Source organism: Noviherbaspirillum sp. (assembly GCF_035627455.1).
In the GTDB taxonomy this organism is placed as follows: Bacteria; Pseudomonadota; Gammaproteobacteria; order Burkholderiales; family Burkholderiaceae_D; genus Noviherbaspirillum.
In genome coordinates, this window is record NZ_DASPLS010000080.1 from 12,290 (window position 1) to 32,093 (window position 19,804).

At 60.2% G+C, this 19,804-nt stretch carries 23 protein-coding genes; 6 read left to right on the plus strand and 17 right to left on the minus strand.

Annotation, left to right across the window (positions count from 1 at the left end; genetic code table 11):
- Positions 1-96 precede the first annotated feature (96 nt).
- Complete coding sequence (locus VEC01_RS15305; protein WP_324901769.1) at positions 97-558, plus strand: hypothetical protein; 462 nt, start codon at positions 97-99, stop codon at positions 556-558.
- Here VEC01_RS15305 and ruvC read toward each other — a convergent pair.
- From ruvC to tyrS, 8 genes are all read right to left on the minus strand, one after another.
- The gene (ruvC, locus tag VEC01_RS15310) at positions 555-1,097 is read right to left on the minus strand and encodes a crossover junction endodeoxyribonuclease RuvC (RefSeq protein WP_324901806.1); all 543 of its coding nucleotides are present in this window, start codon (positions 1,095-1,097) and stop codon (positions 555-557) included. The genes VEC01_RS15305 and ruvC overlap by 4 nt on opposite strands.
- A 48-nt stretch (positions 1,098-1,145) precedes the next feature.
- Entirely contained in the window at positions 1,146-2,723 is a 1,578-nt protein-coding gene (purH, locus tag VEC01_RS15315; RefSeq protein WP_324901770.1) for a bifunctional phosphoribosylaminoimidazolecarboxamide formyltransferase/IMP cyclohydrolase, read from the minus strand.
- 96 nt (positions 2,724-2,819) lie between these two features.
- Entirely contained in the window at positions 2,820-3,053 is a 234-nt protein-coding gene (locus tag VEC01_RS15320) for a Fis family transcriptional regulator (RefSeq protein WP_324901771.1), read from the minus strand.
- Between the two features lie 25 nt (positions 3,054-3,078).
- A complete protein-coding gene (gene dusB / locus VEC01_RS15325) occupies positions 3,079-4,095 on the minus strand; it encodes a tRNA dihydrouridine synthase DusB (RefSeq protein ID WP_324901772.1) in 1,017 nt (338 codons plus the stop codon).
- A gap of 84 nt (positions 4,096-4,179) precedes the next feature.
- Positions 4,180-4,836 carry a histidine phosphatase family protein gene (locus VEC01_RS15330; protein WP_324901773.1) on the minus strand — a complete coding sequence of 219 codons (657 nt, stop codon included), beginning with the start codon at positions 4,834-4,836 and terminating at the stop codon, positions 4,180-4,182.
- A 17-nt stretch (positions 4,837-4,853) separates the two neighbouring features.
- Entirely contained in the window at positions 4,854-5,489 is a 636-nt protein-coding gene (locus VEC01_RS15335; protein WP_324901774.1) for a YbhB/YbcL family Raf kinase inhibitor-like protein, read from the minus strand.
- Between the two features lie 46 nt (positions 5,490-5,535).
- Entirely contained in the window at positions 5,536-5,991 is a 456-nt protein-coding gene (dtd, locus tag VEC01_RS15340) for a D-aminoacyl-tRNA deacylase (RefSeq protein ID WP_349256521.1), read from the minus strand.
- On the minus strand, positions 5,988-7,166 hold the full coding sequence (gene tyrS, locus VEC01_RS15345) for a tyrosine--tRNA ligase (RefSeq protein WP_324901775.1): 1,179 nt from the start codon (positions 7,164-7,166) through the stop codon (positions 5,988-5,990). The genes dtd and tyrS overlap by 4 nt, the downstream gene beginning before the upstream one ends.
- Before the next feature lie 401 nt (positions 7,167-7,567).
- Between tyrS and VEC01_RS15350 the strand changes: the two genes are divergently transcribed.
- Entirely contained in the window at positions 7,568-8,935 is a 1,368-nt protein-coding gene (locus tag VEC01_RS15350; protein ID WP_324901776.1) for a M23 family metallopeptidase, read from the plus strand.
- A gap of 68 nt (positions 8,936-9,003) precedes the next feature.
- Positions 9,004-10,128 carry an anhydro-N-acetylmuramic acid kinase gene (locus VEC01_RS15355; protein WP_324901777.1) on the plus strand — a complete coding sequence of 375 codons (1,125 nt, stop codon included), beginning with the start codon at positions 9,004-9,006 and terminating at the stop codon, positions 10,126-10,128.
- 30 nt (positions 10,129-10,158) lie between these two features.
- On the opposite strand, the gene VEC01_RS15360 is transcribed toward VEC01_RS15355, so the two are convergent.
- The 7 genes from VEC01_RS15360 to rplM form a co-directional block, all read right to left on the minus strand.
- Positions 10,159-10,638 carry a DUF4399 domain-containing protein gene (locus VEC01_RS15360; RefSeq protein WP_324901778.1) on the minus strand — a complete coding sequence of 160 codons (480 nt, stop codon included), beginning with the start codon at positions 10,636-10,638 and terminating at the stop codon, positions 10,159-10,161.
- Positions 10,639-10,797: 159 nt separating this feature from the next.
- Positions 10,798-11,148: an iron-sulfur cluster insertion protein ErpA gene (erpA, locus tag VEC01_RS15365; protein ID WP_324901779.1), complete on the minus strand. Its 351-nt coding sequence runs from the start codon at positions 11,146-11,148 to the stop codon at positions 10,798-10,800.
- Between the two features lie 50 nt (positions 11,149-11,198).
- A complete protein-coding gene (locus VEC01_RS15370; RefSeq protein WP_324901780.1) occupies positions 11,199-11,588 on the minus strand; it encodes a polymer-forming cytoskeletal protein in 390 nt (129 codons plus the stop codon).
- A gap of 12 nt (positions 11,589-11,600) precedes the next feature.
- The gene (locus VEC01_RS15375; protein ID WP_324901781.1) at positions 11,601-12,356 is read right to left on the minus strand and encodes a DUF6776 family protein; all 756 of its coding nucleotides are present in this window, start codon (positions 12,354-12,356) and stop codon (positions 11,601-11,603) included.
- Positions 12,357-12,374: 18 nt separating this feature from the next.
- Entirely contained in the window at positions 12,375-13,418 is a 1,044-nt protein-coding gene (gene argC, locus VEC01_RS15380; RefSeq protein WP_324901782.1) for an N-acetyl-gamma-glutamyl-phosphate reductase, read from the minus strand.
- Positions 13,419-13,548: 130 nt separating this feature from the next.
- Positions 13,549-13,941 carry a 30S ribosomal protein S9 gene (gene rpsI, locus VEC01_RS15385; protein ID WP_324901783.1) on the minus strand — a complete coding sequence of 131 codons (393 nt, stop codon included), beginning with the start codon at positions 13,939-13,941 and terminating at the stop codon, positions 13,549-13,551.
- Between the two features lie 9 nt (positions 13,942-13,950).
- Positions 13,951-14,379 carry a 50S ribosomal protein L13 gene (rplM, locus tag VEC01_RS15390; RefSeq protein ID WP_324901784.1) on the minus strand — a complete coding sequence of 143 codons (429 nt, stop codon included), beginning with the start codon at positions 14,377-14,379 and terminating at the stop codon, positions 13,951-13,953.
- A 522-nt stretch (positions 14,380-14,901) separates the two neighbouring features.
- Between rplM and VEC01_RS15395 the strand changes: the two genes are divergently transcribed.
- A complete protein-coding gene (locus tag VEC01_RS15395; protein ID WP_324901785.1) occupies positions 14,902-15,342 on the plus strand; it encodes an OsmC family protein in 441 nt (146 codons plus the stop codon).
- A 30-nt stretch (positions 15,343-15,372) separates the two neighbouring features.
- Here the strand turns inward: VEC01_RS15395 and coq7 are convergent, their stop codons facing one another.
- The gene (gene coq7 / locus VEC01_RS15400; protein ID WP_324901807.1) at positions 15,373-15,999 is read right to left on the minus strand and encodes a 2-polyprenyl-3-methyl-6-methoxy-1,4-benzoquinone monooxygenase; all 627 of its coding nucleotides are present in this window, start codon (positions 15,997-15,999) and stop codon (positions 15,373-15,375) included.
- Positions 16,000-16,430: 431 nt separating this feature from the next.
- Here coq7 and VEC01_RS15405 point away from each other — a divergent pair, with 431 nt between their 5' ends.
- Positions 16,431-17,453 (plus strand): porin, encoded by a 1,023-nt coding sequence (locus VEC01_RS15405; RefSeq protein WP_324901786.1) that lies wholly within the window; start codon positions 16,431-16,433, stop codon positions 17,451-17,453.
- Positions 17,454-17,854: 401 nt separating this feature from the next.
- A complete protein-coding gene (locus VEC01_RS15410; protein ID WP_324901787.1) occupies positions 17,855-18,841 on the plus strand; it encodes a porin in 987 nt (328 codons plus the stop codon).
- 138 nt (positions 18,842-18,979) lie between these two features.
- Here VEC01_RS15410 and VEC01_RS15415 read toward each other — a convergent pair whose 3' ends face one another.
- On the minus strand, positions 18,980-19,789 hold the full coding sequence (locus tag VEC01_RS15415; protein ID WP_324901788.1) for a DUF3025 domain-containing protein: 810 nt from the start codon (positions 19,787-19,789) through the stop codon (positions 18,980-18,982).
- Positions 19,790-19,804 lie beyond the last annotated feature (15 nt).

Below are 19,804 nucleotides of genomic sequence, written 5' to 3' on the forward strand. Positions count from 1 at the left end.
ATTTGGGCAAGGATTTTTCCCTGCAACAGACGTTCTAACTGGCTGTTTCAGCTTCTCCACATCATCCGGCGTGCGCCGACGCGCCGGGCAAGAAAAATGATTCGCCGCCTTCTATTGCTCCTGCGCCAGCCGCGCGTCGCGCGCGCAATGTTCTGGCCGCGCACCCTTCTCGGCGTGGTGTGGGCTGCGCCGGTAACTGCATTCGGTCTGCTGCTCGCATTACCTGTCGTGCTGTTCCGCGGCAATGTCCAGATGGTGCGCGGCTCCGCCTTCGCCCTCCTGGCGCGCGGCCCGGTTGCCGATGCCATGCTGTCCCACCATCCATTCGGCGCGATGAATGCGATGGCGATCGGCCATGTGGTGATCGCGATGCACGGCGGGCTGTCGGCACGCGTGCTGGTGCATGAGCTGGCGCATGTGCGCCAGGCCGAGCGCTGGGGCATCCTGTTCCCGTTCGCCTATCTCGCCTCCAGCGCGTGGGCCGCGTTGCGCGGCAAGGATGCCTACTGGCACAACCGCTTCGAAATTGCCGCGCGCAAGGCGGAAAAGCGTTCCTAACCGACCAGCCGGCCGCGGCGCACCCGCACGCCCTTCTTGGTCAGCGCCGGCGCGAGATCGCCCAGCACCGACAGCGCCTCGCCGCTGTGCGCATGGCAGATCGCCACGCCCAACGCATCCGCAGCGTCGGTCCCGGGCATCCCGGACAGCAGCAGCAGGCGTTGCACCATGTCCTGCATCTGCTGCTTCTGTGCGCGGCCGTGTCCCACCACTGCCTGCTTGATCTGCAGCGCGGTGTATTCGGCGACCGCGAGATCGGCGCCGACCAGCGCGCAGATCGCCGCGCCGCGCGCCTGCCCCAGCAGCAGCGTCGATTGCGGATTGACGTTGACGAACACCTTTTCGATTGCCGCGCAATCGGGCGCATAGGTGCGGATGATTTCTGAGACGCCGCACAGGATGACTTTCAGGCGCTGCGGCAGGTCCGCATCCGGCGTCTTGATGGTGCCGGATGCGATATAGGCAAGCTTGTTTCCCTGCTTGCTGATGACCCCGAAGCCGGTGGTGCGCAGGCCGGGGTCGATACCGAGGATTTTCATGGCTCTACGATACGGCATTCGCGCTGCTGCGGAAATGCCGTTTCCACATCAATGCCGGAAATGACGCGTGCCGGTAAACAGCATCACGACGCCGCGCTCGTCCGCCGCATCGATCACCTCCTGGTCGCGCATCGATCCGCCCGGATGGATCACGCAAGTCGCGCCCGCATCGACGACGACATCCAGGCCATCGCGGAACGGGAAGAACGCATCGGACGCCACGGCGGAGCCGGCCAGCGACAGGCCGGCGTTCTGCGCCTTGATCGATGCAATGCGCGCCGAATCCACGCGGCTCATCTGCCCGGCGCCGACGCCGAGCGTCATGCCGCTGCCGCAAAAGACGATCGCATTCGACTTCACGAACTTCGCCACGCGCCACGCAAACATCATGTCCTGCATCTGTTGCGGCGTCGGCTGCTGCTTGGTCACGACCTTCAGTTCGGCCAGCGCGACGTTCTTCGCATCCGGCGACTGCACCAGCAAGCCGCCGCCCACGCGCTTGAAATCATGGGCATTGATCGCATCGCCCAGCGGGATTTCCAGCAGCCGGACATTCTGCTTGGCGGCGAACACCTGCTTCGCTTCGGCGGTGAACGACGGCGCGATCAGCACTTCCACGAACTGCTTCGCCACCGCTTCCGCCGCCTTGCCATCCAGCTCGCGATTGAAAGCGATGATGCCGCCGAAGGCGGAAGTCGGGTCGGTCTGGAATGCCTTGCCGTACGCTTCCAACGGATCCTTGCCGACCGCAACGCCGCAGGGATTCGCATGCTTGATGATCACGCAGGCGACGCTGTTGCCAGATGCGTCGAAGCTCTTCACGCATTCCCACGCGGCGTCGGCGTCGGCGATATTGTTGTACGACAGTTCCTTGCCCTGCAGCTGACGGTAGTTCGCCAGCGCGCCGGCGAACGGCGCGAGGTCGCGGTAGAACGCGGCCGACTGGTGCGGGTTTTCGCCGTAGCGCATTTCCTGCACCTTTTCGAAATGCAGGTTCAGCGTCTGCGGATAGGCGCTGCGCGTCGCATGCTGCTTGTCGTCGCCGAGCGCGGTGAGGTAGTTGGTGATGGCGCCGTCATACTGCGCGGTATGCGCGAACACCTTCTTGGCCAGCGCGAACTTGGTGTCGTAGCCGACCTCGCCGCTGTTCGCCTTCATCTCGTCCAGCACACGGCTGTAGTCGGCCGGATCACAGATCACCACCACATCCTTGTGGTTCTTCGCGGACGAACGCAGCATGGTCGGGCCGCCGATATCGATGTTCTCGATCGCGTCTTCCAGCGAGCACTGCTCCTTGGCCACCGTCTGCTGGAACGGGTACAGGTTCACCACCACCATGTCGATGGTCGGGATGCCGTGCTGCTGCAGCGCTGCCACATGCTCGGGCAGGTCGCGGCGCGCGAGAATGCCGCCATGCACCTTCGGATGCAAGGTCTTCACGCGGCCATCCAGCATTTCCGGAAAGCCGGTGTAGTCCGCAACCTCGGTCACCTTCACGCCATTGTCGGCAAGCAGCTTGGCCGTACCGCCGGTGGAAAGGATGTTGACGCCCATCGCCGCAAGGGCTTTGGCGAAGTCGAGTACGCCCGTCTTGTCCGAGACGGAAATCAGCGCTTGTTTGATCATGATGGTGGATTTGCAGAAAGTGATGGATAACGAAAAAACAGTGCGGACCTGCCGGTGCGCACTGTTCTTTGGTTATGCATCATGCCGGGTAAACGCTCAGAGCAGCCCGTGCTGCTGCAGCTTCTTGCGCAAGGTGTTGCGGTTAATACCGAGCATCTCGGCGGCCAGCGACTGGTTGCCGTCGGCGCGCGCCATCACGGCTTCGAGTATCGGCTTTTCAACGGTAAAGACCACCATTTCATAGACGTTCGAAGGCTGCTGCTCGCCGAGATCCCTGAAGTACTTCTCAAGGCTCTTCTTGACGACGTCCTGGATATTGTCTTTGCTCATTGCGGTAAATTTTCTTGTAGGTGTTTCAGGCGGCCAGCTTTTGCGCGGCAAGGCCGTATTGTAACCGTTCGCCGAGCGCAATTTGCGATTCGAAGAACGCGTCCACCGCAGCCAACTGCTCTTCGCAGCTTTCCAGGCGGTTCATGCGCTGGCGGAATTCCTCCCCGCCGGGCAGTTCACGCACATACCAGCCGATATGCTTGCGCGCGGTACGCAGTCCCATGTACTCGCCATAGAACGCATAGTGGGCTTGTAAGTGCTCGCTCATCAGGGCGCGCACCTCTTCCACCAGCGGCGCCGGCAGCAGTTCGCCGGTACGCAGGTAATGGTCGATCTCGCGGAAGATCCACGGCCGTCCCTGCGCCGCGCGGCCGATCATCACCGCGTCGGCAGCGGTCGCCTGCAGTACGAACTTCGCTTTTTCGGGAGAGGTGATGTCGCCGTTGGCGACCACCGGAAGGGAGACCGCGGCCTTCACCGCCGCAATCGTTTCATATTCGGCCTCGCCGCTGTAGCCATCGGCCCGGGTGCGTCCATGCAGCGTCAGCATCGCGATGCCGGCCTGCTCGGCCATGCGCGCGATCGTCAATGCATTCTTGTTCTGCCGGTTCCATCCGGTACGGAACTTCAGCGTGACGGGCACATCGACGGCGGCGACCACCGCGTCGAGGATCTCGCCGACCAGTTTCTCGTTCTGCAACAGTGCGGAGCCACACCAGCTGTTGCAGACTTTCTTCACCGGGCATCCCATGTTGATGTCGATGATCTGCGCGCCCCGGTCGACATTGAACTTGGCGCAGGCCGCGAGGATGGCGGGGTCGGCGCCGGCGATCTGCACCGCCTTCGGCTCCATTTCGCCGTCGTGGTTGGTGCGCCGCGCGGTTTTCTCGGTCGCCCATAACCGCGGGTCGGAAGCTGCCATTTCCGATACTGCATAGCCGGCGCCGAGCTGCTTGCACAACTGCCGGAAAGGACGATCGGTCACCCCGGCCATCGGCGCGACGAAGACGTTGTTGCGTAGGAGATGCGGGCCGATTTTCACGGGAACGGGCTGGCTGCGGACAAACCGCTATTTTATCCCGTCCGGGCCCGGCGATGAACTTCCGGGATGGCCGGCGACAAGTTTCTATTGCCGATCGATCTCGTCGAGCGCGGCGGCTTCCAGGTCTTCAAGATGGGCGACATCGCCCCAGCGCAGCAACTGCAGCCCGTTTCCATCCCAGGCAAAGCGATTGACGCTGGCATTGAAGATGTCGAAATCCCGCGCATGCGCGAATCCGAGTCCCTGCGCCGCGCGGTACGCGCATTCCAGCACGCCGCCGTGCGATACCAAAGCGATCCGGCGATATCTGCGTTCGGACACGATGCGGGTGATCGTCGCGACGACGCGCCCGGAAAATTCGCGCAGCGTCTCCGCCTCGTGCACGCCTGCCGGAAACCGCGCATCGATCTCGCGCGCCTGCCACGCGGCGTAGGCTTGCGGGTAGCGAGCGCCGATCTCCGCATACAACATGCCCTCGAACGCGCCATAGCAGCGTTCGCGCAAGCCGCGGTCGATCTGCACCGTCATGCCGCGCGGCGCGGCGATCGCCTGTGCCGTCTGGCGGGCGCGCTGCAGGTCGCTGGAAAAGATCGCATCCAGCGATTCATCCTGCAGCGCACGGCCAAGCGCTGCCGCCTGGCGCTGCCCCTCCTCGCTCAGCGGGATATCAAGATGGCCCTGCAGCCGCTTGATCGCGTTCCACGCGGTTACCCCGTGGCGTATCAACAGAATTTCCGTCACAAATACTCCGGTGCTGCTTACCCGGCCAGAGCGGGGTTGAGCGTATAGGTTCCGACGATTTTCGCCTCGCCGAGAATATGGCCGCGCATCGCCTCGCGCACCTGCTGCCCGGTGAATTTGCCTTCGACCGGCAAGCCCGCGACATCCAGCGCATACAGCGTGAACACATAGTGGTGCACGATGGAATCGTTCCACGGCGGGCACGGGCCGTCGTAGCCGAAATAAGCGCCGGCCATGTCCTGGTCGCCCGCGAACCATCCGGTGTAATCATTGATGCCGTGACGCCCGGGCAGGCCGCCGCTGATCGCAGGGCCCGGCTTGCCGCGCGCCGTCACTTCCTTGCTGTACTGGCCGGCCGCGATCTCCGTCAGGTTCGGCGGCAGGTCGACCATCACCCAGTGGAAGAAATCCACGCGCGGCAGGTCGGACGGCACCGTCTTGCCTTCCTGGTTGACGTCGTCGCCGCGTGAGGGAACATCATAGTCGTGGCAGATCAGCGCGAAGGACCTGGTACCGGTCGGCGCCTCGCTCCACGCGAGATGCGGATTGCGGTTGGAAGACAAGGCGACGTGCGAGTTCGGATCAATGACACCAAATGCAAATTCGCCGGGAATGGCGCTGCCATCCTTGAAGGAATCGCTCCAGAGTTTCATCGTGACCTCCTTGTGGGTTGGGTGGTGATGCGAGACGTATTGTGATTCATGCCGGGTTCTGCGGCTTGATCTGCAACCAGAAGGTGACCGGACCATCGTTCGTCAACGAGACCTGCATGTGCGCGCCGAACTCGCCGGTTTCGACCACGGCATGCTTCGCGCGCGCCTGGCCGACGAAGTAATCGAACAGCCTTTTCCCTTCCGCCGGCACCGCGGCCGGCGTAAACGAGGGGCGCGTGCCGGACTGCGTATCCGCGGCGAGCGTGAACTGCGGCACCAGCAGCAGTCCGCCTTGCGTATCTGCGATGCTGCGGTTCATCTTGCCCGCGACGTCGGCGAACACGCGATAGGACAGCAGCTTGGCCAGCAGCGCATCGGCTTCCTTCTCCGAATCGTAGCGCTCGGCGCACAGAAGCACCATCAGGCCGGCCCCGATTGCACCGACGGTAGCGCCATCAACCACGACCTTCGCCTCCGAAACGCGCTGCAGCAATCCGATCATGCGAGCGTCACGCGCGCGAACTTGCGCTTGCCGACCTGCAGCACGAAAGTGCCGGCTTCCACCTTCAGCGCCTTGTCGCTGATCGTGGCGCCGTCGATCCGCACGCCGCCCTGGTCGACCATGCGCAGCGCTTCCGAGGTGGACGCGCACAGGTTCGCCTGCTTCAGCAGCTGCCCGATACCCAGCGGCGCCCCCGTCAGGCTCACCGCCGGAATGTCGTCCGGAATGCCGCCCTTGGCACGGTTGTTGAAGTCCGCGAGCGCCTCTTCCGCAGCCTGCTGCGAATGGAAGCGCGTCACGATTTCCTGCGCGAACAATACCTTGATGTCGCGCGGATTGCGGCCGCCCTCGACCTCCTTCTTGAACTGCTCGATCTCGGCGGTCGAGCGGAAGGACAGCAGGTCGTAGTAGCGCCACATCATCGTATCGGAAATGCTCATCAGCTTGGCGAACATCGTGTTCGGCGGCTCGGTGATGCCGACATAGTTGCCCTTGGACTTGGACATCTTCTCCACGCCATCCAGGCCTTCGAGCAACGGCATGGTCAGGATGCACTGCGGCTCCTGCCCGTAGTCCTTCTGCAGTTCGCGACCGACCAGCAGGTTGAATTTCTGGTCGGTTCCACCGAGCTCGAGGTCGGATTGCAATGCGACCGAATCGTATCCCTGCATCAACGGATACAGCAGTTCATGCACGGAAATAGGCGTGCCAGCTTTGAAACGTTTTGTAAAATCCTCACGCTCCAATATGCGCGCGACGGTATATTTTGCTGCAAGCTGGATCATGCCGCGCGCGCCGAGCGGGTCGGACCATTCGGAGTTGTAGCGGATCTCGGTGCGATTCGGGTCGAGCACCAGGCTTGCCTGTGCGAAGTAGGTCTTGGCGTTTTCCTCGATCTGCTCGCGGGTCAGCGGCGGCCGTGTGACATTCCGCCCGGACGGATCGCCGATCATCGACGTGAAGTCACCGATCAGGAAGATCACCGTGTGGCCCAGATTTTGCAGTTGCCTCATCTTGTTCAATACGACCGTATGTCCAAGGTGCAAGTCGGGCGCGGTCGGGTCGAGCCCGAGCTTGATACGCAGCGGCTTGCCGGTCTTCTCGGACCGTGCGAGCTTTTGCGCGAATTCGGATTCGATCAGCAGTTCATCGACGCCGCGCTTGGCGATTGCCATGGCTTCCTGTACGGAATCCGTCAAAGGCAGCGGCTCGAGTGGTGCGTTATTCGTTTGCAATTTCTGGGAGTCGTTCATGGGCTGACGAAAATTAAGGTATGGCGGCGAATTTTGAATACGATGTGTTTGGTATAATTGCTGCTTATTTTCAATCTTGCAGCAGTGCAACAGCAGCAAGTCGAAAAAGCGGAGTTTGCAACGCGGAACACCAACCCGTCACGGGAAACAGCGCAGCCAACCGATTCCACGGCCGCGCCCCGGACCGGCTAGTCCGCAATGACTACTTGCAGGCTCACGGGCGTCATCAAAACCTGTTTTTCGCTCATCGCGGCCACATAGGTCCCGCGCCAACGCGTTTTGAGAGCGTCACCGGTCAAAAATAGCAGATTTTATCTTATTGCATGCTCACTACAGTCAAAAACCTGAACCTGGGATCGAGCATCAAGCAACTTTTCGGATCCTCGCGCAAGACGCGCATCATTTACGGGTCCGCGATCTTTCTCGCCGTCTGCGCGTTTGGCGCGGCGGGCGTCGCGCCGATGGCGCCTGACGCTGCCGACCTGCCTGTCAAGTCGATCACCGAAGAGCTTTCCGTCCCCACCCTGTCCGACCAGATCGCGCGGCTGCAATCCGAGGAGCAGCTCTACCTGCGCGAGGAAAAGGTCCGCCCCGGCGACACACTGGCCACCTTGCTGTCGCGGCTCGGCGTCAGTGACGAGGCGGCGGCAAGCTTCATCAAGTCGGACCGCGTAGCGTATAACATCCTCAAGCTGAAGGCCGGGCGCCGGGTGCAGGCGCAGACGGACAAGGATGGCCAGCTGCAGCGCCTGACCACGACACTCACGGACGGCAATAACCAGCCGGCGCGCAATATCGTGATCGCGCGCGAGGGCAACGGCTTTACCGCGACCGAAACCTCGGCCAGAGTCGAACGCCGGATCGAGATGCGCACCGCCGAGATCCGCTCGTCGCTGTTCGCCGCAACGGACGCCTCTCAGATCCCGGACAGCATCGCATCCCAGATCGTCGACATGTTCGCCACCAACATCGACTTCGCCTCCGACCTGCGCCGCGGCGACCGCTTCAATGTGGTGTATGAAACCTTCTGGCAGAACGGCGAGATGATCCGGTCCGGTCGCGTGCTTGCCGGCGAGTTCTACAACAACGGCAACAAGTACCAGTCGGTGTGGTTCGACGAACCGGGCAGCAAGCAGGGCGGCGGCTACTACACCTTCGACGGCAAGTCGCTGAAAAAGGCATTCCTGAAGTCGCCAATCGAGTTTACCCGCGTGTCGTCCGGCTTCTCGATGCGCGTGCACCCGATTTCAGGCAAGTGGAAGCAGCACCAGGGCGTCGATTTCGCCGCACCCACCGGCACCCCGATCCGCGCGTCGGGCGACGGCGTCATCGATTTCGTCGGCACCCAGGGCGGCTATGGCAACGTAATCGTCATCAAGCACTGGAACAACTACTCGACCGCCTATGCGCACATGAGCCGCTTTGCCGCCGGGATGCGCAAGGGCGCCAAGGTCAACCAGGGCGAGGTGATCGGCTATGTCGGCAGCACCGGCTGGTCCACCGGGCCGCACCTGCACTATGAGTTCCGCGTCAACAACCAGCCGCGCGACCCGATGACGATCCAGATCCCAAGCGCCCAGCCGCTCGCCGGCGCCGATCTGCAGCGCTTCCGCGTCGTCGCCAATGAAATGAAGCACCGCTTCGCATTGCTGAGTCCGCAGGACAACGGCTTCAAGCTGGCATCGAAGTAATTCGGCTGCACGGCCGCAAAACCGTTCAAGGCTCGGTACAATCCGATGAATCCTTGAACGGTTTTTTTATGTCCGTCACTCACTCCCCGCTTTATATCGGCCTGATGTCCGGCACCAGCCTGGACGGCGTCGACGGCGTGCTTGCCGAACTGCCCGCCCGCAGCGCGATGAAAACCGTCGCCACCGCCTACCTGCCCTTTCCTGCGCCGCTGCGCGACGCACTGTTCGGGCTGCAGGCGCCGGGCGACAATGAAATCCACCGCGAGGCGCTCGCGGCAAACGCCCTGTCAGAACTGTATGCGGAATGCGTGCGAAAGCTGCTCGTTGACGCCGGCACTGCCGCGATCAGCGTGCGCGCGATCGGCGCCCACGGGCAAACGGTACGCCACCGGCCCGAACTCGGCTATACGCGCCAGACCGGCAACCCCGCGTTGCTGGCCGAACTGACCGGCATCGACGTCGTCGCTGACTTTCGCAGCCGTGACATCGCGGCGGGCGGTCAGGGCGCGCCGCTGGTGCCGGCCTTCCACCGCGCGGTGTTCGGTGACGGCCGGGAAGTGCGCGTCGTCGCCAACATCGGCGGCATCGGCAATATCAGCGTGCTCGCCCCCGGGGAAGGCACGATCGGGTTCGATACCGGTCCGGGCAATGTGCTGATGGACGGCTGGATCGCGCGCCATCTTGGCAAACAATACGATCACAATGGAGACTGGGCGGCGACCGGCCGGGAGATTCCTGCGCTGCTGGCCGAGTTGCTGGCCGAGCCTTACCTGTCCCTGCCGCCACCCAAGAGCACCGGGCGCGACCTGTTCCATCTTGACTGGCTGGACGCCAAGCTGCATGCATACGCGGGCGCCAGGACTGCCGACGTGCAGGCCACCCTCGCCGCGCTGACCGCGGAGTCGGTCGCCGATGCGATCGCAAGCCACGCGTCGCGCGCAAGCGCGGTTTATGTGTGCGGCGGCGGCGCTTTCAACGACCATCTCATGCATCGCCTGCAGTCCGCCTTGCGCGACCGGCAGCTTGGGGCGCAGGTTGTTACAACCGACGCACTCGGGGTCTCTCCAAATCATGTGGAAGCACTGGCGTTCGCGTGGCTGGCGCAGCGCCATGTGGAACGCGACGGCGGCAACCTGCCGGCTGTCACCGGAGCCAAAGGCTTGAGGATATTGGGCGCGCTGTATCCAGCGTGACGCCACCGGAGCGGAAAGAGGAAGGCCGCCCTATTGCGCCTTGCTGAAGCCGTTGCGCGCAACCACCTCGATCGTGATTTCCTTGCTGGAGATGTAATACGGCTTGTGGTCGGCATCTGCAAAAAGCAGGCGCAAGGTGTGCTTGCCCGGCGGGAGATCCAATGTCGCTTCCGTTTCGCCATGCGCGTAATGCCGGTATTTTTCGGTAAACGGCAGCGGCTTGATCAGCATTTCATTGGTCAGCTTCTGGTTGATCAGAAGGTGATGGTGGCCGGTGTTTTCCATGCGCACCCCGGCCGGCGCGATGCCCATGCCGACCAGGCCGAAGGCGATCCGGAATGGCGACGTAACCTTGTCACCATCGCGAACGTTCACGAAATACACCGCCTTCGCCTCGCTCACATACGGGCGCGTTCTCTCGGCAGCGGAATTCGACGAGCAGATCTCCATTTCCGCCAGCGCCTTGCTGTCGTCCCTGCCGGCAGCAGTAGCGGGAAGGTGAAGGACCATGGCAATGAGCGCCAGAAATGGAAAACCGCGAAGGACCTGCATGATCAGGGGAGATAAAAGGAAGACGCCCGATTATATTCCCACACAGACAGAAGGGGAATTTGAAAACAAAAAAAGCGCAGGACTTGCCTGCGCTTTCTTGGTGATGCTTGCTTCAGATCAGGCGCCGAACGACGAGCCGCAACCGCAAGTGGTGGTGGCATTCGGATTTTTGATCACGAACTGCGCACCTTCGAGGTCGTCCTTGTAATCAATTTCGGCACCGACCAGATACTGGTAGCTCATGGAATCGATCAGCAGCTGCACACCGTTCTTGGTCATCGTCGTATCGTCTTCATTGACGATTTCGTCGAACGTGAAGCCATATTGGAAACCCGAACAGCCGCCCCCCTGCACAAAGACGCGGAGTTTCAGGTCGGGATTGCCTTCCTCCTCGATCAATTGCGCGACCTTGGCTGCAGCACTGTCGGTGAAAACGATCGGATCGGGCATTTCGGTTACTGCGTTCATTTCAGGCTCCTGCGAGATTCAATGGCTCAATTATAGACGCTAGCCGATTTTCACGTATTCGACAGCGCGAGCTTCAGCACCGGTTCTCCCACCTGGTCGTGCGTGAGCTTGCCTGCAACCAATGCCCCGCCGTGCATTTCCAGCGCCTTGTAGTAGACATCTCCAGTTATGCGGGCGCGCGGCTGTAATTCAAGGAGTTCCGAGGAATAAACCGGGCCGATGATTTCGCCGTTTACCACGACGTGCGCGGCGCGCACTTCGCCTTCCACCTTCGCATGTTCGGAAATGACCAGCATGCAGGGATCATCGCCTTCCGCGATCACATTACCCTTGACCTGACCGTCGATACGCAAACCGCCCTGGAATCGCACATTGCCCTCGATCCTGGTCGAGATACCAATCAAGCTGTCGATCGTGCTCTTGTTTTTGCGGCCTAACATGCTGGCTCTCCTTTACAAATTCGCGGATAGTTGCGTCCGGACCTGTCCGTTCTCGAGTACGCGTGCCTGGACCAGTTTGATCGCTGCGCCTTCAGGCAGGGTGAGCACCCCTTCCACACGCTGGTAATGCATGAAGCTGAGTTTGAATTTTTCCTGTTCGGCGGGAACCGCTGCCGGGAAGGTCATCATAGCACTTTTGCCGTCCTGCAGAGTTGTCACAAGCAGTTGCAGGTTTCCTGTGAAGCGCCGGTCTCCCTTTCCACCTTGCATAATTAGCAAGCGGTACCTTAGTTGCCCAGGTACAACTGTCTCCACCTTCAGGCGGCGGATGGAAACCCCCGCCGCTCCTGTCGCGTTCGGCAACAGGCTTTCAAAGAAAGCAAGATCTTCCTTCAGCCGCGTATTGTCGGCCTCCAGCGCCTTGACCTGGGCCGCAAGCTGCTTTTGCGCGGACCGCTCGATGTTGAGCTGGCTCTCCGCCGCATTTGCCGTTGCAGACACCTGGTCAAGCTCGGCGCTGAGCTTTTCAGCCTGCTCCTTGTAATGCGCGAGCTGGCTGCGGACATCATCCGGTTCGGCGCGGGAAAAATGTCCCGAGACATAAGCCCACATCCCGCCGGCGCTGATGACGCCAATCAGAGCCGCAACCAGAATGCGCATCGGCCAGGAGGACTGCGACCGGATCGTCAGCCTTGGCGACGACACCGACAGGCGCCGCCGCCAGAGGCGAAACTTCATCGAATTGAAGCCAGAACTGGAATTTGCCATCGGCGCCGGAAATACTGCTTACGGTAATACTGGAATGTGCATCAATCCTGCCGTTTCATCAATGCCGAACATGATGTTCATGCACTGCACGCCCTGCCCTGCCGCTCCCTTCACCAGATTGTCCTCGACCACCAGGATGACCAGCAAATCCCCGCCTTCCGGGCGGTGCACCGCAATGCGCAATTTGTTCGATGCCCGTACCGAACGCGTTTCGGGGTGGCTGCCTGCCGGCATCACGTCGACGAATTTCTCGCCCTTGAAGTGGTTTTCGTACAACGCCTGAAAATCGGTATCGCGCGCTTCAGGCAGGATGGTCGCGTAAAGCGTGGAATGAATGCCGCGGATCATCGGCACCAGGTGCGGCACGAAGGTCAGTTCAACCTTGCGGCCGGCAATTGCTTGCAGCCCCTGCGTGGTTTCAGGAAGATGGCGATGCCCCTTCACGCCATATGCCTTGAAGTTGTCTGCCGCTTCCGCCAACAGGGTGTGTACTTCCGCCTTGCGCCCCGCGCCCGAAACGCCTGACTTGCAGTCAGCAATCAAGCCCGTTTCATTGACGAGCGGCCTGCCTTGCGCGAGCAAGGGCGCAAAACCGAGCTGCATCGAGGTTGGATAGCAGCCTGGCAAGCCGATCACACGCGCCTTCTTGATCGCCTCCCGGTTGACTTCGGGCAGACCGTACACTGCCTCTTCAAGGACATCCGTGCAGGAGTGCGGCATGCCGTACCACTTTTCGAATTCTGCCGGATCCTTCAGACGGAAGTCGGCAGCGAGGTCGATGACCTTCACACCGGCAGCGAGCAACTCGCGCGCCTGCGCCATCGCGACCCCGTGCGGCGTCGCAAAGAACACCACGTCGCACTCTGTCAGCTTCGCCTTTTCAGGCGTGCTGAAGGCCAGTGATACGTGGCCGCGCAAGGACGGGAACATGTCGGCGACCGGCATCCCGTCTTCCTTGCGCGACGTGATGGCGGTAAGTTGAACCTGGGGATGCGCGGCCAGCAGGCGCAGCAACTCCACGCCTGTGTAACCGGTGCCGCCGACGATGCCGACCTTGATCATGTCTTTGTCCTTGATGAGAAGATGTATGCAGAATTCAAAATTTTAACAGCAGCTTTTGCCGAATGCCGCCAGAAAGCAAAAAGCCGCCAGGCGCAAACCTGGCGGCTTTTCGATGTTCTGAAAACGCAGATTAGCGCTTGGAGAACTGCTTTGCGCGGCGTGCTTTGCGCAGGCCGACTTTCTTACGTTCGACTTCGCGTGCGTCACGGGTGACAAAGCCTGCCTTGGACAGTTCTGCCTTCAGGCCCGCATCGTAGTCGATCAGCGCACGGGTGATGCCGTGGCGAACCGCACCTGCCTGGCCGGACTCGCCGCCGCCATGCACGTTGACCAGGATGTCGAAACGCTCGGTGTTTCCGGTCAGTTCCAGCGGTTGACGGATCACCATCAAACCGGTTTCACGCGAAAAGTACTCAGCGGCCGGCTTGCCGTTGACGACGATGTTGCCGCTGCCGGCCTTGATGAAAACACGAGCCACTGCACTCTTGCGACGGCCGGTTCCGTAGTTGTAGTTACCGATCATGTCCGTTCCTTAGATTTCGAGTGGCTTGGGTTGCTGGGCAGCGTGCGGATGGGTTCCATCTGCATACACCTTCAGCTTCTTGATCATCGCGTAGCCGAGCGGCCCCTTGGGCAGCATGCCCTTGACGGCCTTCTCGAGCGCACGGCCCGGAAAACGCTGTTGCATCTTCAGGAAATTCGTTTCATAGATACCGCCCGGATAGGTCGAGTGGCGGTAGTAGGTCTTGTCCAGAGCCTTGTTGCCGGTCACGCGCAGTTTGCCTGCATTAATGACGACGATGAAGTCGCCCGTGTCGACGTGCGGAGTGAACTCGGGTTTGTGCTTGCCGCGCAGCCGGCGTGCCACTTCGCTGGCGACACGTCCGAGGACCTTGTCCGTTGCGTCAATCACGAACCACTCGCGCTGCACCTCTTGGGGTTTGGCGGAAAAGGTTTTCATGATGATGTCCTAAATTAAAAAATACTCGCTCAAATTAACGGCGGTTCCGCAAGCAAACCAGCGGACTCTTCCTTGTTATCTTTTCCTGAGCGAACGGAAAGCCTGAAAGTATAGCCTTTTCAAAGACTTGGCGTCAAACCGAATTCGCCAGGAAGATGCGCTGGAGGCGAAAAAAAACCCGAAGCGTTTAGGCTTCGGGTTTAAATCCACACCAAAGGAGGAGGGTGGAGGAGACAATCTTTTGACCATTTCGGCGACGCGGCATTAACGGTCAGCAACAAAATTCTACTGACTTTCATTGTGCAATGCAAGAAAACGAACTCGTGCGTGCGGCCGGAAACAGAAAAGCCGAGAGATTTTCCTTTTCCTGTCAATTAGTTACAGTAATTTCGCATTGTGGTTTTTTCGCTCGGATGGCGAATTTACAAAACCAATAACACGCCGAAAGCGTATAGGAACGTTGCCGAAGCAGCCATTTCAAACCAGTTACAATGGGCGCCTTTGGAACCAAGCGAGAACATCATGGAATGCACAGTGCGCTGGACCGGTTCGTCCGGGATGACCTTTCTAGCCGAAACCGGCTCAGGCCATGTGGTGGCGATGGATGGCGCGCCCGAAGGCGGCGGCCGCAATCTTGCGCCACGCCCGATGGAAGTTGTGCTGGCTGGTACTGGCGGCTGTACCGCTTATGACGTGGTGCTGATACTCCGCAAGAGCCAGCAGGACGTGCGCGGTTGCGACGTAACACTCAAGTCAGAGCGCTCTGAAAAGGATCCCAAGGTATTCACCAAGGTGCATTTTCATTTCACCGTGCGTGGAAGGAATCTGAAACCGGGCATGGTGGAACGCGCGATCAAGCTTTCGCACGAAAAGTACTGCTCTGCATCCATCATGCTCGAGAAAACGGCGGAGCTCACTCACTCCTTCGAGATTATTGACGATCTCGCCGAGACCGCTGCGTAACCCTCCCCGCGGCCACCGCAAGCGCAACAGTTATATATAGTATGCGGTTGCCGTCATGACCTTCGCCATGGCCCGCATTGCAGCGCGCACCGGCGCTGGCGTATCTGCGGCGCCGAGCAGCTTCGCCGCGGCGCCGTGCTCGATTTCATCAAGGCGCATCTGCTCGACGATGGCACGCGACTTCTCGTCGCGCACCGGGAGACTGGTCAAGTGCCCCTCCAGATGCGTCTCCACCTGGCGCTCGGTTTCCACGACAAAGCCCAGACTCTGGGCGTCGCCGATGCGTGCTGCGACCGAACCGATCGTGAAGGCGCCGGCATACCAGAGCGGATTAAGCAAACTGGTATGCGACCCTAGTTCCTGCAGCCGCTGTGCCGTCCACGCCAGGTGATCCTGCTCTTCACGCGCAGCCTGCCTGAACTGGCTCCGCAATGTTTCGCTTGCGGCGAACTGCGCCTGCGCGTCGTACAAGGCCTGCGCGCATACCTCGCCCACGTGGTTTACGCGCATCAGGCCGGCGCTGTGGCGGCGCTCGGCGTCGTCCATCGCTGCTTCGGCAATTCGCGCAGCCGGGTTCGGGCGCGCGGCAGCGGTAACACCGGACAGGATGCGGACCACCTTGTCCACGCCTTCGATAAGACCATCAATACGCGACATACTGCGCAACCCCTCACCTTTCAGCATCGGTGAAACGTATTCTGCGGCGAATAAATCATCCGCCAACAGCCAGTTATAAAAACATTATTCAAAGAAGAAAGCAAAACGGCATTGAAAATTTCCCGGCTGCCGCACCTGCTACGAAAATCGTTGCATGAAGTTGTTTTTCTTTTTCCTCGCGGAATGATTTATTGCCCATTCTGCATCAATCCCCGATGCTTTGTTGTTACTAAGCCACATGATCCCCGGTGCCAGAAGCAAAATGCCAAATTCTCTTTGCCCAAAACGGACACATTTGATGAAATCGCTCTTAGCTTCTTGACCAGAATGGTCTGAGGCGTCGGCAGGGACGTTACCACTAGTGGCCTTGCTGAGGGCATTAAATGGCAATTCAAAAAAATTTTAGCACGCCAACCCTTGGAGATTAATTAATGAAAAAATCGCTTCTCGCACTGGCAGTTCTGGGTGCATTTGCAGGTGCAGCGCATGCACAAACCAGCCTCACCGTCTACGGCGTGTTTGGCGCCGGCGTTCGCTACGTTGACAATGTGAATGGCGCAGGCGACAGCAATCTGACCATGTCCAGCACCGGCCTTTACTCCTCCAACCGTTTGGGCTTCCGGGGCGTTGAAGATCTCGGCGGCGGCATGAATGCTCGTTTCACGCTGGAAAGCGGCTTCAATAGCGGCACTGGCGCATTGGACAACACCACCGGTGTGCTGTTCAACCGTACTGCATCCGTCGGTGTGGGCGGCGCATGGGGCGGCGTCGATTTCGGCCGCCAATACACCAACGCATTCCAGACCGCAGTCGGCTATGAGCCGCTCAGCTTCCGTTACCCCGGCCTGACCGATGTCGTGGTATTCGGCGTTGCCGGTCTGCGCTACAACAATGACATCAAGTACACCGGCACCTTCGGTCCGGTGACTGTCCGCGCTGAATACGCGCTCGGCGAAACGCCTGGCAGCACCAGCACCAACGCTGCCAGCTCCATCAGCGCCGCCTACGCGAGCGGCCCGCTGTATGTCGGCGGCACCTACACCAAGCGCGACATTGCCGGCTTCGACAACGACAGCATCAACGTCGGCGCGGCGTACAAGTTCGGCCCGGCCCGCCTGACGGTTGGCTATGCCAACGAAGAGCAGGACGTGGCAGCCGGCGCAGCCGACACGAAGACCCGCATGGCATGGGCAGGCGTGAACTACAACATCACCCCGGCTCTGGAACTGACCGGCGCTTACTACCAGACCAAGCGTACCGGCGTTGGCGCAGCCAACAACCACAAGCGTGATTACATCATCATCAATGCCGCATACTCGCTGTCCAAGCGCACCAGCCTGTACGCAGCAATTGATACTGCCAAGCTGGAAGGCGCACGCGTCCTCGGCTTCGGCACCCCGACGACCGAAGACCGCGCTACCGGCCTTTCCGTTGGCGTGAATCACCAGTTCTAATCCCCACGGCAGCCTTCGGCTGCCTTCCGGAGTTAGATATCAAACGGGCTCGCTTCGGCGAGCCCGTTTTTTTGCCGTCATCGTTGCAAAAGTAGAAATACTGCGGCATCTGCACAGGTACGGCGGCATTCCCACAATAAAACCTCTACCCCGCACGCCACAAAGTGTTGCCAATTTACCACTATCAACTAACTGCTCCGTTGCAGAGACACCACAGAACGCGCAGGAACCACCGGTAAACCCGAAATTCTCTTTGTGGTCGGTCCCGATATTTGATGAAATATCCACCAGCTTCTTGATTAAATGATTAGGGAGCTTCCTTTTGGCAGGACGCTCTCACTTGTGGCCTTGCCAAACGCACTACAAAAATCTTAGCTCGATAAACCTTTGGGGATTATTCAATGAAAAAATCGCTTCTCGCACTTGCCGTTTTCGGTGCATTCGCAGGCGCAGCCTCCGCACAATCCAACGTTACGATCTACGGTATTGCTGACGTCGCGATCGAACGCTTCGACACGAACGCCACCAGCGCTCAGTGGAGCCTGACCGACGGCAACACCAGCTTCAATCGTAACGGCAGCCGTATCGGCTTCAAGGGTACCGAAGACCTCGGCGGTGGCCTGTCCGCGATCTTCACCATCGAAAACGGCTTCAACATCGACAACGGCCAACTGGGCCAGGGCGGCCGCATCTTCGGTCGTCAGGCGTTCGTTGGTCTGCAAGGTGGTTTCGGTGCTGTGAAGTTCGGCCGTCAGTACACCCCGATGTTCCTGGCCCTCGACTCCGTCGACCCGTTCGGCACGGGCCTGGCTGGTTCGATCACCAACGTGTTCAACCCGAACGGCGTTCGTACCGACAACACCATCAACTTCTCCATGTCTGCAATGGGCGTGAACGGCCAACTGGCTTACACCCTGGGCGAGCAGGCTGGCAGCAACTCGCTGGGCCGTCAAATCGGCCTGGGCCTGGGCTACGGCAACGGCCCGGTTAGCGTTCAGTTCGCTTACCACGACGCAAATGCAGCAACCGTTGCTGGTGCAGATACCACGACCGCACTGCTCGGCGGCGCCTTCGATCTGGGCGTAGCAAAGCTGCACGCTGCAATCCAGACCAACAAGGCTGAGACTCCGGCTGCAACGACCGGCAAGAACCGCAACTGGATGCTGGGTGCATCCGCTCCGGTTGGTGCTGGCTCCGTCGTGGCATCGTTCCTGCGCGGCGACGACCGTCTGGCAACGAATGCAGACGTCGACCAGTACGCTCTGGGCTACATCCACAACCTGTCCAAGCGTACCAACGTCTACACCTCCTACGCTCGCCTGAACGCGAAGCCGGCTGGCGCAGTTGACACCAGCATCTTCAACGTTGGCGTGCAACACCGCTTCTAATCTCTTGCAGGCGTAAGCCTGCATGGATAGATGCATAAGCAAAAGGCACCTTCGGGTGCCTTTTGTTCGTTTGGCAGTTTCCCTGTATTGCGTTATCGGGGCGCGCGCAACTCGATATGCGGCTCGACCGACAAGTCCTTACCGCGCGCGCTTGGGGCGGAATACCGCACGATCGCCATAGAATGCCGCATCCTGGCCTTCCCACCATCCGGGCACACCAAGTATCGGCATGGGTGTAAAGTCGCGCGGCGCAAGACTATCGGAGAGTCGGGCCGCCACCTCGAGATCTATCCATTCGGCTTGAGCGGTTGGCGTCCATGTGAAAAAGTCCCGTGCCGCTGCCACCGTCCAGGTGTGTGCAGTAATTGCGTTGTACGGATGCACCAGCTTCTCCATCAGCGCATGCCCAAATAATTGAACAGCACAGTCGCGCGAAAAATCGCTACGCCTCTCCAGAAAAACCTCTTCCCATCGATGTTCGCGCAGTGCGTCCAACAGTGTCGGATCACGAACCACCAGCAAAGCAGCATTCTCATCAAAGAGAGTCGCAGCGTCTCTGACCAGACCGCGCCCCGCGGCCATCGCATCACCGGAAGCAGTTGGCGCTTGTGCTCGCTCGATCTCGGCCGCCTGCAGCGCATTAAGCCGAACTTTAATGTTGGGAAAGGTCAGCCAGATCAGGGCGTTGAAAAAGTCGTGCAGATTTTCCCGCGTGGGTACGCAGCCGGTCGCACTGATGAATGCTTCATAGCCGATACCTGACGGCAGGCGGGATTGCGGTACAAACCGGATGGGCCGGCCGCGGTGGTTCAGGATGCCAAGACGTTCCGCTCTAGCATTGAGCGCTTCCATCCAGTCATGCTCGGCGAGTATAGGCTCCGCCAGGGAGCGAATACCCGCAAGCCACGGCCTCTTCCAGTCTATTTCAGCAAGGAAGGCCGCGTCCATGCAACGGTTCAAGGA